This is a genomic window from Micromonospora sp. NPDC047738 (genome assembly GCF_040642675.1).
GTDB lineage: Bacteria > Actinomycetota > Actinomycetes > Mycobacteriales > Micromonosporaceae > Micromonospora.
The window spans coordinates 473,899-490,168 of record NZ_JBEYSO010000002.1 but is presented as its reverse complement, the minus strand read 5'-3'; the positions used below and the strand labels follow the sequence as shown (position 1 = coordinate 490,168).

General features: G+C 73.5%; 11 protein-coding genes. 3 read left to right on the top strand and 8 right to left on the bottom strand.

The annotated features are described in order from the left end of the window. Nucleotides 1-10 precede the first annotated feature (10 nt). From ABZ783_RS05710 to mqnE, 8 genes are all read right to left on the bottom strand, one after another. Nucleotides 11-1,180 carry a hypothetical protein gene (locus ABZ783_RS05710; RefSeq protein ID WP_357434695.1) on the bottom strand — a complete coding sequence of 390 codons (1,170 nt, stop codon included), beginning with the start codon at nt 1,178-1,180 and terminating at the stop codon, nt 11-13. Nucleotides 1,181-1,367: 187 nt separating this feature from the next. After that, nucleotides 1,368-3,995, bottom strand: a complete 2,628-nt coding sequence (locus ABZ783_RS05705; RefSeq protein WP_357434694.1) for a hypothetical protein — start codon at nt 3,993-3,995, stop codon at nt 1,368-1,370. Continuing rightward, nucleotides 3,992-5,704, bottom strand: a complete 1,713-nt coding sequence (gene pstS / locus ABZ783_RS05700; protein WP_357434693.1) for a phosphate ABC transporter substrate-binding protein PstS — start codon at nt 5,702-5,704, stop codon at nt 3,992-3,994. Before pstS ends, ABZ783_RS05705 begins: the two co-directional genes overlap by 4 nt. A 4-nt stretch (nt 5,705-5,708) precedes the next feature. Beyond that, complete coding sequence (gene pstA, locus ABZ783_RS05695; RefSeq protein WP_357434692.1) at nt 5,709-6,974, bottom strand: phosphate ABC transporter permease PstA; 1,266 nt, start codon at nt 6,972-6,974, stop codon at nt 5,709-5,711. A gap of 10 nt (nt 6,975-6,984) precedes the next feature. After that, the gene (gene pstC, locus ABZ783_RS05690) at nt 6,985-8,031 is read right to left on the bottom strand and encodes a phosphate ABC transporter permease subunit PstC (RefSeq protein WP_357434691.1); all 1,047 of its coding nucleotides are present in this window, start codon (nt 8,029-8,031) and stop codon (nt 6,985-6,987) included. After that, a complete protein-coding gene (locus ABZ783_RS05685; RefSeq protein WP_357434690.1) occupies nt 8,028-8,540 on the bottom strand; it encodes a hypothetical protein in 513 nt (170 codons plus the stop codon). The genes pstC and ABZ783_RS05685 overlap by 4 nt, the downstream gene beginning before the upstream one ends. 334 nt (nt 8,541-8,874) lie before the next feature. Then, nucleotides 8,875-9,624 carry a hypothetical protein gene (locus ABZ783_RS05680; RefSeq protein WP_357434689.1) on the bottom strand — a complete coding sequence of 250 codons (750 nt, stop codon included), beginning with the start codon at nt 9,622-9,624 and terminating at the stop codon, nt 8,875-8,877. A gap of 118 nt (nt 9,625-9,742) precedes the next feature. Continuing rightward, on the bottom strand, nt 9,743-10,912 hold the full coding sequence (gene mqnE, locus ABZ783_RS05675) for an aminofutalosine synthase MqnE (protein WP_357434688.1): 1,170 nt from the start codon (nt 10,910-10,912) through the stop codon (nt 9,743-9,745). Nucleotides 10,913-11,155: 243 nt separating this feature from the next. Between mqnE and ABZ783_RS05670 the strand changes: the two genes are divergently transcribed. The 3 genes from ABZ783_RS05670 to ABZ783_RS05660 all read left to right on the top strand — a co-directional run bounded on the left by ABZ783_RS05670 (nt 11,156) and on the right by ABZ783_RS05660 (nt 16,205). After that, on the top strand, nt 11,156-12,709 hold the full coding sequence (locus ABZ783_RS05670; protein ID WP_357434687.1) for a C40 family peptidase: 1,554 nt from the start codon (nt 11,156-11,158) through the stop codon (nt 12,707-12,709). Between the two features lie 111 nt (nt 12,710-12,820). Further along, a complete protein-coding gene (locus ABZ783_RS05665) occupies nt 12,821-14,059 on the top strand; it encodes a hypothetical protein (RefSeq protein ID WP_357434686.1) in 1,239 nt (412 codons plus the stop codon). A gap of 235 nt (nt 14,060-14,294) precedes the next feature. Beyond that, on the top strand, nt 14,295-16,205 hold the full coding sequence (locus tag ABZ783_RS05660; RefSeq protein ID WP_357434785.1) for a DEAD/DEAH box helicase: 1,911 nt from the start codon (nt 14,295-14,297) through the stop codon (nt 16,203-16,205). The last annotated feature ends 65 nt before the right edge of the window (nt 16,206-16,270 follow it).

Sequence of the window (16,270 nt, the reverse complement as noted above, 5' to 3'; positions counted from 1 at the left end):
GGATGGGAGGTCAGTTGCCGAACCGGAGGTTGGTGTAGCCGCAGTTGGCGTCGAGCGGCGAGACCAGGGTGCTCCGGACGCCGAACCCGAACAGCTCGACGACCGATCGCTGGGTGCCGCCGTCGTTGACGGTGGCGGTGCAGACGGCCGAGCTGCCACCGACGAAGGTGGCGGCGACGGTCGGGTTGGTCAGGTCCGCGGTCGGCACAATGTTGTAGACGTCCCGGCGGAGCGGGAAGTTGATGTTCAGGACGCCGTTGACCACCGGTTGCTGGACCGCGCCGCCGGTCGGGCGGATGCCGGACAGCGCCGCCTCCCCGCGCCGGTCGGCCACCGTGACGCCGGTCAGGCTGGCGATCTTCGCGGCGTTGCCCTGGGCGATGAACTGCCCGGCCGAGAAGGGGGCCACCCGGGTCGGGAAGCCGGTGAGCACCGTGCCGTCGTGCTCCTGAGCCCGCGGGATCAGCGGCACGGCCGCGGTGGCCGGGTTGCTGTCGGTGTCCGCGGCCAGGCAGGGGTAGTCCCCGAGGTTGATCTCGACCTCGGTGATGCCGACCTTCGAGGACCAGAAGTCCCAGGTGCCCGAGCCGGCCTGGAGCATGACCGGGCTCACCGGATTGCCGGCGATGGTCCGGTCGAAGCACCGGTACACCCGCTGCACCTGCGCGAACGACACGTTGACCGGCAGGTCGCCGGTGACGTTGCGGGCGAGGGTCACCGCGTCCACCCCGAACGGGATGTAGGTGTAGTTGCCGGTGCTCGACGGGGTGCTGCCGCCGCCGTAGCTCGACGAGCGGGCGAAGTCGACGCAGCCCACCACGTTGACGTTGGACCAGAAGCCGGGACCGCCCTGGCCGATGTCCTCACCCTCGGAGGCCCGCAGCGCCCGGCGGCCGTTGCTGGAGCCGTTCGGCCGGGGGAAGTCGCAGTTCGCGGCCTTCGTCCGGACGTTGGCGGTGCCGCGGGCGTCCCAGGAGGCGATGACCTTGTTGCCACCGCTGGTGATGACGTTGCCCAGGCCGTTCATCACGTCCTGGGTGGTGTCCGAGCCGACGCCGGCCAGCGTGCGGTACTCGGTCACGGGCGAAGGGTCGGCCGCGGCCGGCGCGGCCACCAGGCCAGCGGCGACCACGGCGGCGAAGCCGACCGCGGCCACCTTGCTGATGGATCTGACCTTCATGCTGCTCCCTTTCTGCGGGGCATGACAGTTCCGCCCACCCGATGGGCGGGTGAGCCGCAGTCATCGTCGCGGCGTCGAGCGGGCATTCGAAACCGCGCGTAGACAAACGTTTCGACGTGCGACTTCTCGCCAACACGTAGGCCGAATGAACAACAGTCGACAATCGAATCCAGCGCCATTTCCGGGTTCATTCCGCGCCACCCGCCGGCCTATTTCGAGTGCCGAACCGGCGCAACACCGGCCCGATCACCCCGCCCACGAGGCCGGTCGCGAAAATGACGACCAGCACGTACCGGAGGGCACCCACCGGGCTGCCGGGAGTCGCGTTCGACGCCTGCCGGGCCGGCGGCTGCGGCGACGGCGCCGTACCACCGGGCGACGGCGTGGCACCCACGGAGGGCACCGCACCGGGGGCCGGGACGGATGGGGCGGGCGGCGCCGCGGGCGGCGGCTCCGTGGCACCCGACCCGTCGGACGACGCCGAGGCTGACGGGGCCGGCAGATCCACCTCCAGCAGGGCGGCGGCGGCCTTGGTGCGCTCCCGCAGGGCCGGCGGCAGCGGCACGTAGCCCTCCGGGAGCATGCCCCGGCCGACGCCCCGCCGCTGGCCCTGGTCGGCGGCGTGCCGCAGCAGCTTGGCGTAGTCGCGGCGGGCGTCCGCCGGGTCGGTGCGGTCCGCCACCGCGTAGGTGAGCAGCGACAGCGGGTACGCACCCGCCGTCGCCCAGGCCTTCGCCGGGTCGATCACGGAGACCCCGGCCACCTGGCTCGGCGCGGCGGTGCCGGCCGCGGCGCTGATCGCCTCGTCCGTCGCGCCCCGGCAGTCGCTGGCCGTCCACGCCCCGTCCGTGCCCTTCGCCGCCTTGCAGAGCTGGGCGGTGAACAGGCCGTACCGGGCGGCGGAGGCGGAGTCGGTGACCGCCATGGTGAACCGGAAGCCCGGCTGCTCCCGGGGCAGCCGATCGAACCGGGGCGGAGTCACATTGGTGTTCAGCGACTGCCCGAACGCCCCGGTGTCGCCGCGCAGGGTCTGCGCCGCGCCCCGCCCGAAACCGCCGGTGTACGGCCGCAGCTCCTGCGAGCAGAGCTGGTAGGTCTCGCCCGCGAACGTCTCCTCGTAGCAGGAGCGGTCCGCCTTGGGGAAGTAGTCCGGGGTCTCGCCGGTGAACAGCGGCTTGAAGGCGGGGTTCACCACCATCTCTTTGCCGGACGCCTCGTCCTTGTCGGGCGTACCGCTGAGCCACTCCTTCGCCGCCGGGTCGGCGAGGACCCACTGCCAGAGCGCGCGGGCCGCGACCGAGCTGCCGTTGGGCACCATCAGGCCGTTCAAGGTCACCCCGGCCCGCCGGTCCCAGTCCCTGAACAGCGGGTTGAGGCCCAGGAACTCCGGGTCCTGCTTGATGCTGTCGTAGTTCGTCGCCAACGCCTGGCCGCCACCGCCGGGCACGTCCCGGCGGTAGGACTGGGTGAGCAGCTTCGCCACCAGCCGGGGGGTGAGCTTCAGCTCGTTCAGGGCGGTGCCGCGTAGCTCGGCCACCTGCTGTGGCAGCGGCACGTTCTCCAGGTTGACGTCGATGTTGAGCGCGATGACCAGGCCGCTCAGGGTGACCGGGGCGTGCACCACCGGCGGGTCGTCGGCGGTGGCGGTCACCGGGTCCGAGCTGTAGATCAGCCCGGGCGCGTTCGGCGAGGTCGAGAGGAGTTGACGGGCGGCCTCGTCGTCGCCGATCGGCGAGTAGCTGATCGACGGGCCGCTCGCCGCCGCGCAGAGCGCGGGACGCCAGGCGGCGGCCGCCTCGGCGGCCAGTTCGGTGCCGGCGGTCAGCCGTTCCTGCTGGTCGCTCGCGCAGTAACCGGTGACCGGTTCGAACTCCAGCGGCACCACCATCCGGTACTGCCAGTTCGGCACGATCAGCGGGGAACCCTGCGGCGAGCCGGTGGCCGACACGTCCTGGCCCGTGTAGGGGTGGTGGTGACCGCGCGGCACGATCACCAGCCAGCACGGCCGGGACGGGCGCGTCGCGCCGGTGGCGTCGGTGTAGGGATCGCCACAGCCCAGGTCGGGAGCCAGGGCGGAGTTCTGCACCTCGAACGAGATCCGGCCGGCGCCGTTCGCCGCGGTCAGCGCGTACGGGTACTCGTTGGTCACCGACTTGTTGAAGTAGCCGGACAGCACCTCGTCCGGGTACGCCTCCCGCTCGGCGCCGGTCTGCGGGTCGGCGATCACCGGGAACGGCTGCGCCTGGCTGCCGTCCGGCGTACGCGGACGCTCGCAGGAGGTGGTCCCCACCGGGCAGGAGACCGGCCGGAAAGGCACCATCCGGGCGTCCTCCGGCAGCGTCTCCCGGGGATCCTTCGCCGGGTAGCCCGGCGCGTCGAGGTGCAGCTCCCGGGAGTTGGCGTTGGCCGCGGCGGCGGCCGTCACCTCGAACGGCATCACCGGCGTGTCCAGCTTGGTGCCGAACTGGCAGGTCTCCCGGAACTTCAACCCGTCCGGGTCGTCGGGCGCGTGCGGGTCGCCGTAGCACTGCATGACCTGGAGGAAGTCCACCCCGATTGGACGGTTGCGCGGGGTCGGGGTCCCGCCGGTCCAGGTCACCACGACGGCCTGGTTGACCAGGTCCTTCGTCTGGTCGACCGTCACGGACAGGCCGGTGAAGTCCTCGTACCCACCGTCCACCTTGACGCCGTGCACGGTCATCGCGGTGGAGCCGGTGTCGTCGGCGCGGGCCGGGGCGGCGGCCGGCGGCAACGGGGCGAGCGCCCCGACGGCCAGCAGCAGGACGGTCCCGGCCAGCCAGCGGCGCGGGTTCACCGGTCGCCCCGGTGGTCGTCGCGGCGGCCCTGCAGCGCCTGGGAGACCAGCGGCGGCCCGACGATCAGTGCGACCAGCAGCACCGCTGCGAGCAGCATGAGGGTGTGCCGCAGCCGCCAGCCGTCCGTGCCGTCCAGCGCCACCGGCACCGCCGCCACCTGCTCGCCGGCCGCCACACCCGCGGTGCCGCCCACCACCTCGCCCGTGTCCGGGTCGACCTGGGGAGCGGCGCCGGGCACCGGAACTCCGCCGGTCGGGCCCGCGGTCGCCGCGGTGCCGCCGGGGGTGCCGGCGCCGGTGGTGCCGCCGCCCGCGGCGGTGTTCCCGCCGCCTGCGGTGTTCCCGGCCGCGCCGCACCGGGCTGCCGCCAGCACGGGCGTCTCCTGGCGCGCGCCGGCCGTGCCGGTGACGGCCTGGGTCGGCCCCCGCTTGTCGCAGGGCGACGGCTGCGGGGCGTTCTTCGCCAGCGCGTTGCCGCCGTCCGCCGAGACGGTCGGGTTGTTGCAGCTGCGCAGCTTCTGGGCGATGTCGATCGTTTCGTGGCTCGGGATCTTCTGGACCTGCTCCATGCCGGCCTGCACCAGGTTGATCGGCAGGGGTGAGTAGCCCAGCACCTCGGCCTGCCGCTGCCCCTCGCAGAGGAAGTAGTAGGCGAACTTGCTGAGGGTGTATCCGGCGTCGGCGGTCAGGTTGTACTCGAGCCTGGTCGGAACGATCATGTACGAGTACGAGGAGAGGGGGTAGGCGCGCGGGTCGCTGGACCGGTAGACGTCGTCCAGGATCTGGGTCAGGTAGTCGTCGGACTTCTGGTCCTTGTTGATCCGCGCCCGGGTCAGTGCCACCGCCACGTTGCTGGCCGTCGGCTCGACGTAGTAGCCGCCGGCGTTGAGCACCTTCACCACCGGGAACTTCGCGTTGATCGCGTACGAGTACTCGACGTAGGTGATCGCGCCCTCGGCGTTCTCCTGCCGGACGTAGCCCGACACCCCGTCGGAGCCGGTCGCGCCGACGAAGCCGGACCCGGACTGGCGCGGGTAGACCGAGGTGATGCCGCACGGCGTCGGCTTGTTCCACTTGCGGCAGTAGTTGTCCCAGATGGCCTGGTGCTGCTTGCTCATCCAGAGGGTGAACTGGGCGGTGGTGCCGGAGCCGTCCTGCCGCACCACCGGGATGATCGAGCGCGCCGGCAGGGCCAGCCCGGGATTGTCCGCCTTGATCGCCGGGTCGTTCCACTTCCGGATCACGCCGGTGAAGATCTTGGCGATCACCTCGCCGGAGAGCCGCAGGTTGGTGACCCGCCGGCCGCCGATCTTGAGGTTGTACATGAACGCCGTGCCGCCGGCCACGATCGGCATGTACGCCGACTGCCGGGAGCCCTTGCTGTCGGTGCCGCTGAAGATGTCCTTCATCCCGTACGGGATCTCCGAGACGCCGAAGTGGGCCTTGCCCTCCCGGAACTGCACCCGGCCCTGCGTCGAGCCGGCAGCCTCGTACTCCACCTGGATGTTGCTGGCCTGCACGTTACGCGCCCAGGCGGTGATCGCGTTGGCGCTCCAGGTCGAGCCGATCCCGACGATCGGCACCAGCCGCGGCGCGGCGGACGCCGGCGGCGCGGCGGTCAGCAACACGGCCGCGGCGGCTGCGGCAGCGACCACCCGGGCCAGGCGGGAGGTCGTCCGGGGTCGACGGCGGATCCATTGCTTGAACATGTCGCTACCTCTGGTTCGGGTGATCGGGCGGGGAGCCGGCGGCGGCTCGCCGGGCGAAGCGCATGGCGTCCCGGCGCGAGGCCAGCGCCCGGCGGCGGCGCTGGGCCCGGCTCAGCTGGCCGGGGGCCCGCCCGCCGAGCAGCCGGGCCAGCACGAACAGCAGCAGCACCAGCGCCATCAGCACAGCTGCCGCACCGAAGCCGCGGGCCACCATCGTGGCGTCCGGCCGGCGGATCGAGTCGAAGACGAACAGCGGCAGAGAGACCTGGTTGGCCTGGAACGGGTTCGCGTTGGTGAACTGGGTGAAGCCCGCGGTCAGCAGCACCGGGGAGGTCTCGCCGATGCCCCGGGCGGTGCCCAGGATGATCGCCGTCATCGCCCCGGAGCGGGCGGTCGGCAGCACCACGTGCCAGATGGTCCGCCACTGCGAGGCGCCCAGCGCCAGGCTCGCCTCGCGCAGGGTGCCGGGCACCAGGCGCAGCACCACGTCCGCCGCACGGATGATGATCGGCAGCATCATCACGCTCAGCGCGAGCGCGGCGGCGAACCCGGACTTCTGCCGGCCGAGCGCGAGGATCACCGTGGCGTAGATGAACAGGCCGGCCACGATGGACGGCAGCGCCGTCATCGCCTCCACGACGATCCGGACGAACCGGCTGAACGCGCCGGGCAACTCACTGAGGAAGACCGCGCAGAGCAGGCCGAGCGGGATGGTGATCGCCAGTGCGATGCCGATCTGCTCCAGCGTGCCGATGATGGCGTGCCGGATGCCCCCGACGCTCAACGGGTCGAGCGGCCCCGCCGACCGCATGTCCTGCGTGTAGAAGTTCGCCCAGGCCAGCGGCTCCCGCCCGCGGAAGAGGGTGAACCCGATCACCACCACCAGCGCCACCAGCATGGTGACCGCCAGGCTGTGCACCAGGACCCCGGCGAGCCGGTCCCGGACCACCGGGCCGGCCTCGTCCAGCCGGACCAGCACCAGATAGCAGGCCAGGAAGAGGAGGTACGCCACGACCAGGAAACCGAGCGCGCCGTCGAAGGGGGTCAGCGCGGTGAAGAGCAGCGCCGTCAGGCACACCGCGGCCACCGCCGCGCCGAGCACCGCGAAGACGTCGGTACGGCGTACCGTGCTGGTCGTGCGGCGCCGCTCCGCGCCCGGTTGGTCCGGGCGTACCGGGATGGTGGTGATCGGCCTGGGCGGCGCGGGGGGCTGCTCCGGCGCCGGCGGCGCGGCCCGGTCCTCGGCGTAGGCGTTGGGTCTCGGCGTCACCTGCGGCTCCTCACGCGTCACTGGCCGCGCCGGAGCGGCTGCGGTTGATGATCAGGCCGGCGCCGAAGTTGACCAGCAGCGTCATCCCGAACAGCACCAGGCCGGCGGCCATCAGACCGGCGATGCCGATCGGGTTGGACTCGGCGTAGCGCAGCGCGATCAGCGACGAGATCGAGCCGCCGCCGACCTGCAGGATGTGCGGCTGGATGACGAACACGAACGAGATGACGAGATAGACCCCGATCGTCTCGCCGAGCGCCCGGCCGAGGCCGAGCATGGTGCCGCCGATCATCCCGCCCCGGCCGAACGGGAGCACCACCGAGCGGATCATCCCCCAGCGGGTCGCGCCCAGGGCGTACGCGCCCTCCCGCTCGCCGACCGGGGCCTGGGAGAAGACCTCCCGCATCACCGAGGAGATGATCGGCGTGACCATCATCGCGACGATGATCCCGGCGATGAACGTGGAGCTGGTCAGGGAACTGTTGCTGCCCAACGGGTCGCTCGGGTCGAAGCCGTCCACCCGGAACAGCGGGAACCAGCCGAGGTAGGTGGCGAGCCAGCGGGGCAGGCCCGCACCGTGCTCACCCTGGACGAGCAGGTGCGGCTGGAGCAGGTAGAGACCCCAGATGCCGTACACCACGCTGGGCACCGCGGCCATCAGGTCGACCAGGTTGACCAGCACCGGGGCGATCCGCCGGGGCGCGTACTCGGCGATGTAGAGGGCGGCGCCGGTGGCCAGCGGCACCGCGATGACGACCGCCACCGCGGCGATCAGCAGGGTGCCGATGAGCACCCCCGCGACGCCGAAGTCGCCGCCCGCCGGGTCCCATTCCTGCGCGGTGAGGAAGTGCCAGCCCATGGTGCGCAGGGCGGGCACCGCCCGCAGGGTGAGGAAGATCCCGACCAGCAGCATCACCGCGAGCACGACGATGCCGCCGACCCGGATCACGCCACGGAAGACCAGGTCGGAAGCGGTCCGGCGCTGGCGTACGCGGCGCGGGGCCGGGGGCCGCGCGGCGGTCTCCGCCGGGTCGGGCGGCGAAACGACGACAGTCATCGGCTCGCATCCCGCCTTCGTGGCTCGATCCCCGGCGCCGGCCGGTACGCCAGGCGCGTCGGCGGAACCAGCGGTGCCCCGAGCGTCCCGCCGGACGACGGCGTGGTGGGCTCGGAGGCGGCCCGCCGGCCGCGCCGGACGGCACGGGTGCCGGGGACCACCTCCGCGTGCGGCAACGCCTCGAGGAACCGGTCCAGGTTGTAGCGGCACTCGCGGGCGCGCAGGTATGAGCGGCTGGACAGGGCAACCGCCACCTCGTCGAGCTCGATCCGCCAGGTCCACTGGCCGCTGGCCGGCACCGTGCCCTCGACCGGCACGATCCGGTCCATGCTCGCCTGCAGTGCCAGTACCGACTCCCGGCACCCGGCGTAGGCCGCGTGGTAGACCGCGCCCCGCCCCAGCGGGCGGTTGTTCGGTGAGACGAGCATCCACAGGACGCCGTCGTTCGGCTGTCCCTGCGGCGCCCCGGGCATCGGCGCGGCGAGAAACACGAACCGTGAACGCTGCACCTCGATTCCCTTCCCTTTCGGCGCGCCTACGCGCGCAGGTTGCCGCTTCCCCAGGACTTCCGGACTGACGGGATCAGCGTCGGCAGCATCGGTGACTCGGTACGCAGCCATCCGCTCACGCCAGACGTGCAGCATGTGAACAGCGAGTACCGAGGCATCCACCGTTCGGATACACCCAGCCGCCACGGGGCTGACCCGACATCGGTTCGTACCGATTCGTCACCCGGATCCGGTGGTGAACGGCGATGGCCGCCGGCTCGGTCATCACCGGGAACGGCGATGGCCGGCCGCGTCCGGGTGGACGCGGCCGGCCATCGCACCGGTCTGGGTCGGTTCAGCGGCGGGTGCCGCCCGGCTTCCCGCGGCGCGTCGTGAGCCAGGCCGTGCCGACCAGGGCCAGCGCCCCGAGCAGGGCGAGGATCCACCAGATGTTGGCCACCGAGGCACCGCCGACACCGCCGTTGCCGGTCAGCCGCCGGGCCACGCCGGTCTCCGGCCCGGCGCTGGCGGGGGTCGGGGCATCGGCAGCCGGCGCGGCGGCCGGCGGAGGGCCCACCGGTGGGGCGCCGGCCGCCCCGGTCGACCCGGGCACCACCAGCGGAGCCCCGGCAGCGCGAGGCGTCGCCGGGGGCGCGCCGGCCGGGCGACCGGCGCGCCACTGCCGCCCGGAGACGGTGATCGGGGTGATGAACCGCTCCGGGTGTACGCCCTGGGTGTCGCTGACGCACTCGACGACGACCCACCACTCCCCGTCGACCGGCGCACCGCCCAACGCGGTGGCGAAGGACCGGTTCGGCGTCGCGGTCACCGGCTGCCGGTCGTACCCGCCGGCGGTCAGCGGCCGGGCCAGGTTGCTGTACGGCCCGCCGGGCGGCCCCACCCGCAGCTGGGCGTTACGGCCGAACCCGGCCGGGCAGGGCGCCGACGTGGTGGCGCTGGCGAAGACCGGGGCGGCGTCGATGCTCCCGCTGGTCGCCGAGAGTTGCACCCCGCCGAGCGGGGCGGCCCGGGCCGGCGTGGGAAGGACGAGGCCGGCCGCCAGAGTGCTCGCGGCCGCGGCGAGGACAGACAGTTTTCGAAGCACACCGCCGGTCTAGGCCCACAGTGGAACCGCCCGGACACCGGGAGCCACGCGCCGGACAGCCAGCAGGTGAACAGGCGACGGCGACAAGTGCACCGGCCCGCACGGGCCGGCGCCGAGGTCAGGCCCAGACCTGCTGCGGCTCGGCCCGGCGCTCGGCCAGCGACGGGGCCGGGTCGTAATCGCGGACGGTCTCGTAGCGGGTGTTCCGCTCGACCGGGCGGAAGCCGGCGTCCCAGATCAGGTGCAGCAGGTCGTCCCGGTGCATGGTGTTCGGCGTGCCGTACGCGTCGGCGTCGTGGGTGATCTTGTATTCCACGACCGAACCGTCCAGGTCGTCCACCCCGAAGTTCAGCGAGAGCTGGGCCACCGAGAGACCGTGCATCACCCAGAAACACTTCACGTGCGGGACGTTGTCGAAGAGCAGCCGGGAGACGGCGAAGGTCTTCAGCGACTCGGCCGGGGACGCCATCGTGGTGCGGGCCTGGATCCGGTTACGGATCTTGCCGTCCGCGGAGTCGACGAAGTCGTGCTGGTAGCGCAGCGGGATGAAGACCTGGAAGCCGCCCGTCTCGTCCTGCAGCTCACGCAGCCGCAGCACGTGGTCGACCCGGTGCCGGGGCTCCTCGATGTGGCCGTAGAGCATGGTCGACGGGGTCTTCATGCCCTTCGAGTGGGCCAGCCGGTGGATCCGCGACCAGTCCTCCCAGTGGCAGGCGTGGTCGACGATGTGCTGCCGGACCTCCCAGTCGAAGATCTCCGCGCCGCCGCCGGTCAGCGACTCCAGGCCGGCGTCCATCAGCTCGTCCAGGATCTCGTCCGCGCTCAGGCCGCTGATCTTCTCGAACCACTGCACCTCGGTGGCGGTGAACGCCTTGAGGTTGACGTTGGGCAGTGCGGCCTTCAGCTCCCGCAGCACCTTCGGGTAGTAGCGCCAGGGCAGGCTCGGGTGCAGCCCGTTGACGATGTGCAGCTCGGTGAGCTGCTCGTCCTCCATCTCCTTGGCCTTGCGGACCGCCTCGTCGATACGCATCGTGTAGGCGTCCTTCTCACCCGGCTTGCGCTGGAACGAGCAGTACGCGCACGAGGCGGAGCAGACGTTGGTGAGGTTGAGGTGCCGGTTGACGTTGAACATCACCCGGTCGCCGTTCAGCTCGGTGCGCTTGTGGTGGGCCAGTCGCCCGAGCCAGGCGAGGTCGTCGGACGCGTAGAGGGCGACACCGTCCTCGCGGCTCAGCCGCTCTCCCGCGTAGACCTTCGCTTCGAGCTCGCGCTTGAGTCCGGCGTCCATCCGAAAGCCACGTCCCTTCCACCCCGCTGTCCCGGTCGAGCGTACGTCGGCCCTCCGACGAACCGGCGACGCGGTCAACCGCAGCGACCAAGTTCACCGGCCGCCCGTTCGGCCGTCACCCTCCGCACATCGACATAGCTGCGCCGGTGAGGTAAGACAGGATGGGGCGGAACACACACTGGCACCGTCCCGGTTCACCGCGCCCACCTCGCGCGGAAGACGCCACACCGGACGGGGAGCGGAATGGGCTACAGCAAGCAGGGCCGACGGCAACGACGCAGGAGCCCGGTGATCTCTCCGGTGCTGCGGCCGAAGCTCTGGTCCGCTCTGCTCGGCGTGGTGGCGGCCGCGGCGCTCGCCACCCCGGTCTGGGCCGATCCGCTTCCCGACACCATCCCCAACGCCGGCTCCCGGCCGGAGGTCACGGGCACCTTCCAGCTGCCTGCCTCGGTGCCCGGCATACCCGGCGTCACCCCCTCGGGCGGGCTCGGCGTCACCAACCCGGCCGACGGCCCGCTGATCGCCCAGATCAACCAGGCCGACACGCGGGTCGCCCAACTCGGCGAGGACCTGATCCGGCTGAAGGGCGACCGCGATGCGGCGCAGGCCCAGCTCGCCGCCGCCACCGCCACGCTCAGGGAAGCCGAGGACGCGCTCGCCCAGGCCCAGCGGAAGGCCGAGACGACCGCCGCCGACGCGGTCAAGGCCGCGGCCGCGCTCCCGCCCGGCGACTTCGGCACCGACCTGCGCGACCTGAACGCCCTGCAGCGCATCATCCGCGGCGACAAGGCCGAGGGCGCCACCGGCGCCGTGGACGGCGAGGTCGCCCGGGCCACCGCCGCCGAGAAGATCGCCCGGGAGGCGTACACGGCCGCGCAGCAGCGCGCCACCGACACCGCCGCGGCGTACACCAAGGCCGAGGCCGACCTGCGCCAGCAGGAAGCCGCGCTGCTCAAGCTGCGGAAGGACAACGCCGCGCTGCTGCTCGAGGCGGCCCGGCGTGAGGACGCCGCCGAACAGCAGATCGGCAGCTCGTACGTCAGCAACCAGAGCGTCAGCGGGATGGTCGCCCACCCGACGGCGCTGGCCGCCGTGCGGTACGCCCTCGCCCAGCTCGGCGACCCGTACCTCTGGGCGGCGGAAGGGCCGGACCGCTTCGACTGCTCCGGGCTGGTGCTCGCCTCGTACCGGTCGGCCGGCTACCGTGGCCTGCCGCGGGTCTCCCGCGACCAGTACTACGCCACCCGCTCCCGCACCGTCGACCCGAACGCGCTTCTCCCGGGTGACCTGCTATTCTTCGCCTCCGGGAGCAGTTGGACGACCATCCACCACGTCGCCATGTACATCGGCAACGGCAAGATGGTCGAGGCGCCGCGCACCGGGGACGTCGTCAAGATCTCGGTGGTCCGCTGGAGCCGGCTCTACGCCGCCACCCGGGTGGTCGGCGCGGTCCCCGCCCCGGCCACCCCCACGCCGGCCCCGACCCAGCCGACCACTCCGGCGACGCCGAAGCCCACCCAGACGGCCACCCCGAAGCCCACCCAGACCGCCACCCCGAAGCCGACCAAGCCGCCGACGCCGCAGCCCACCTCGCCCAGCCCCAGCCCGTCGACCTCGCCGAGCACCTCGCCGTCGCCCAGTCCGTCCGACTCGCCGTCCCCCTCGGCGACGAGCGGCTCGCCGAGCACCGCGCCGAGCGACGCGGCCAGCAGCGCGCCGGCCTCGACGACGAACGCCGCCGATCCGTCCAACAGCGCGGTGGAGAGCAGGTCGGCCAGCCCGAGCACCGGGAGCTGACCCAACCGTCCACTCCGGCTGTGCGGCCGGGCCGGAATGTGGCACGGTGAGACTCAGGCACTCCCGGCCGGCGCCACGGCCCGGGGCGAGCGCGGGCGCGGAGGGGCGAGCATGGGCGAGCACGAAGTTCCGGCGGAGACGGTCCACCCCGGATCCGAGCCCAACCGCACCGACCGGCCGGCCGGGACGGAGACCGGCCGGGCCGGCGCTGCGCCCGCCGCGGTCGTGGTGGCCCGGGCCCGGGTGGGTGTCCCCGCCCCGGCGGCGGGCCCGGCGGACCCGGACCGCCCGTCCGACCAGGACGGCGCGGCGGCCGGCGGTCCCGGACCGGCGCCGACGAGCGCCCCACCCGCGCCACGGGTCTCCGGTTCCGCACGGGTGCCCGTCCCCGAGGGAAAGTCGCCGGCACCGGTGCCGCCCGCGCCGCGCGCCGAGGCGGAACAGGCCCGGGCCAGCGCCGCCGTACCGGGGCTGAACCGGGTCTCGCCGGGCGAGGTCGCCGACGCGGTGGTGGCGAAGGCCGGGGTGGCCAAGGTCTACCGCGGAAATCCGGTCAACCCGGAGCCGCCCGAGCCGGCACAGCCACCGGAGCCGGCTCAACCACCGACGCCGCCCACGCCGGAACCCGAGCCGGCGCCGACCCCCGTACCGGGCCCGACCCCACCGTCGCCGGCCCCGCCCATACCAGAACCGGAGCCGCCGTTCCGCCCGACGCCGCCGGTGCCCAACCCGCCGCCCGGGCCCACCCCGCCGGGACCGGTCCCGCCGATGCCGACGCCGCCGGCGCCGCCACCGGCCCCGCCGGTGCCCGCGCCCCCGCCGCCGCCCGGCCCCATGCCGGCCCCGCCGTTCCCGCCACCGCCCGCGACTGCCGGTGTCCTCGGGTCCCCGTCCGCGCCGACCGCCCGGGCGAGCGCGTCGGTCTCGGCGCCGCCCGCGTCGGCCGCCGCCCCGCCGCTGGTGCCGGCACCCGCGCTGCCGACCTGGCCGCCCTCGACCACCCCGACCGGGCCGGCCGATCGCGGCGGCGCCCCGGCGTACCCGGCGAGCCGGCCTCCCTACCAGGGCGGTCCCGACCTGGCCGGCACGGCGTACGGCGGCACCGACGGGCCCGGCTTCACCACGGTGTCGTTCCCGCAGGGCAGCCCGCTGGAGAACTCCGGCTCGCTGACCGGGCACATCCTGGCTCAGGGTTGGGCCGAGGACGCCCCGGCGACCCGGTCCAGCAACACCAGGGTGGTGATCGTGCTGGCCGCCTCGCTCGCCCTGCTGATCGCGATCAGCCTGCTGGTGGTGTTCCTGGCCAACGACGCGCTGAGCGGGTTGACCGACGCTGCGGTGAGCAAGTGACGGGGTGAGCCCGCCCACTACCGCCTCGCGGCACCGCGCCGTACCCGTCGTCCCGCCGTACACTTGTGGAGATCACTGACCCGGCGCGCCGTTGCGCGCCCATGGGCGATCTTGCGGGCGATTCGGCGGCGTGCAGCGCTGCGGCAGGCCATCGCGAAGATGCGCCCCGCTCGAAAGGCATTTCTTGACCACCTTCGCCGCCCCTGGCACGTCCCCGTCCGCCGACTTCACCCCCATGCCGGAGCTTCCGGCCACCGAGACCCCCGACTTCGCCGCCCTGGGCCTGCCCCGGCAACTGGTCGACGCGCTGGCCCGTCAGGGCATCACCACCCCGTTCGAGATCCAGCGGGCCACCCTGCCGGACGCCCTCGCCGGCCGGGACGTGCTGGGCCGGGGCCAGACCGGTTCCGGCAAGACCCTCGCCTTCGGCCTGCCGGTGATCGCCCGGCTCGCCGAGCGCAACCGGGCTCGGCCGCTGCACCCCCGCGCGCTGGTCCTGGTGCCCACCCGCGAGCTGGCCATGCAGGTCAACGACGCGCTGGTGCCGCTCGGCAAGTCCGTCGGCATCTTCCTCAAGACCGCCGTCGGCGGCGTCCCGTACGACCGCCAGATCGACGCGCTGCGTCGGGGCGTGGAGATCATCGTGGCCACCCCGGGGCGGCTCGGCGACCTCATCGAGCGCGGGGTCTGCCGCCTCGACGACGTCGAGATCACCGTGCTGGACGAGGCCGACCAGATGGCCGACATGGGCTTCCTGCCCGAGGTCACCGAACTGCTCGCGAAGACCCCGGCGGGTGCCCAGCGGCTGCTCTTCTCGGCGACCCTGGACAACGACGTGGACACGCTGGTCAAGCGGTTCATGACCGACCCGGTCACCCACTCGACCGCGCCGCCCACCGCTGCCGTGTCCACCATGGACCACCACCTGCTGCTGATCCCGCCGCACGACAAGTTCGCCGTGGCGGCGTCCATCGCGGCCCGGGACGGCCGCACCATGCTCTTCGCGCGTACGCAGCTCGGTGTGGACCGGCTGGTCGAACAGCTCGCCGCGGTGGGCGTGCGCGCCGGCGGCCTGCACGGCGGCAAGACCCAGCGGATGCGTACCCGGACCCTGGCCGAGTTCCGGGAGGGCCGGATGAACGTGCTGGTCGCCACCGATGTGGCGGCCCGGGGCATCCACGTCGACGGGGTGTCGCTGGTGCTGCACGTGGACCCGCCGAAGGACCCGAAGGACTACCTGCACCGGGCGGGGCGTACCGCCCGGGCCGGCGAGTCGGGTGCGGTGGCGACCCTGGTGCTGCCGAAGCAGCGCCGGACCACGCTGGCCATGCTGGAGAAGGCGGGCGTCGAGCCGGCCCAGACCCGGGTCCGCGCTGGCGACCCGGCGCTGGCCGAGCTGACCGGCGCCCGCGAGCCGAGCGGGGTGCCGGTCCGCGACGAACCCGAGCCGCGCCGGCACGGCGACCGCCCGTCCGGCCCGCGCCGCTTCGGCGACCGCCGCGAGCGCAGCTACCCGGACCGGGGCGAGCGCAGCTTCGCGGATCGGGGCGACCGCCGCGAGCGCACCTTCGCGGACCGGGGCGAGCGCAGCTTCACGGACCGGGGCGACCGCCGCGAGCGCACCTTCGCGGACCGGGGCGAGCGCAGCTTCACGGACCGGGGCGACCGCCGCGAACGGAGCTTTCCGGGCCGTGACGAGCGCAGCTTCAAAGACCGGGGCGAGCGCGGCTACCCGGACCGGGGCGAGCGCCGCGAACGCAGCTTCACGGACCGCGGCGAGCGCAGCTTCACGGACCGGGGCGACCGCCGCGAGCGGGGCTCCGTCGACGGGCGCGGCGAGCAACGGTACGGCGACCGTGGTGACCAGCGCTCCGGCCGGCCCTCGTGGGAGCGGCGCGAGCCCGCCGCGGACCGGCGCTTCGGCGACCGGGACCGGGACGCTTTCGACCGCGACGGCCGGGGCGAGCGACGCTTCAGCGACCGCGACGGGCGGGGCGAGCGGCGTTTCGGCGACCGCGACGGCCGGGGCGACTTCCGGCCGACCGACCGCCGGGGCGGGTTCCGGCCGGAGGGCCGGGGCCGCGACGACCGGTCGCGCGACGACCGGCGCGGCTTCGGCGGGCGGCCGCCGGCCCGCACCCACTGACCGGGCGAGAATCGCCGGCCAGACGGGAATCCCGCCCGCCGGCACCACCAGCCTGATGGACGCCG

What these genes read in the sequence shown, in the direction of transcription:
- ABZ783_RS05710 (WP_357434695.1), bottom strand. Translation starts at nt 1,180, where the DNA reads ATGAAGGTCAGATCCATCAGCAAGGTGGCCGCGGTCGGCTTCGCCGCC.
- pstS (WP_357434693.1), bottom strand. Translation starts at nt 5,704, where the DNA reads ATGTTCAAGCAATGGATCCGCCGTCGACCCCGGACGACCTCCCGCCTG.
- pstC (WP_357434691.1), bottom strand. Translation starts at nt 8,031, where the DNA reads ATGACTGTCGTCGTTTCGCCGCCCGACCCGGCGGAGACCGCCGCGCGG.
- mqnE (WP_357434688.1), bottom strand. Translation starts at nt 10,912, where the DNA reads ATGGACGCCGGACTCAAGCGCGAGCTCGAAGCGAAGGTCTACGCGGGA.
- ABZ783_RS05670 (WP_357434687.1), top strand. Translation starts at nt 11,156, where the DNA reads ATGGGCTACAGCAAGCAGGGCCGACGGCAACGACGCAGGAGCCCGGTG.
- ABZ783_RS05665 (WP_357434686.1), top strand. Translation starts at nt 12,821, where the DNA reads ATGGGCGAGCACGAAGTTCCGGCGGAGACGGTCCACCCCGGATCCGAG.
- ABZ783_RS05660 (WP_357434785.1), top strand. Translation starts at nt 14,295, where the DNA reads ATGCCGGAGCTTCCGGCCACCGAGACCCCCGACTTCGCCGCCCTGGGC.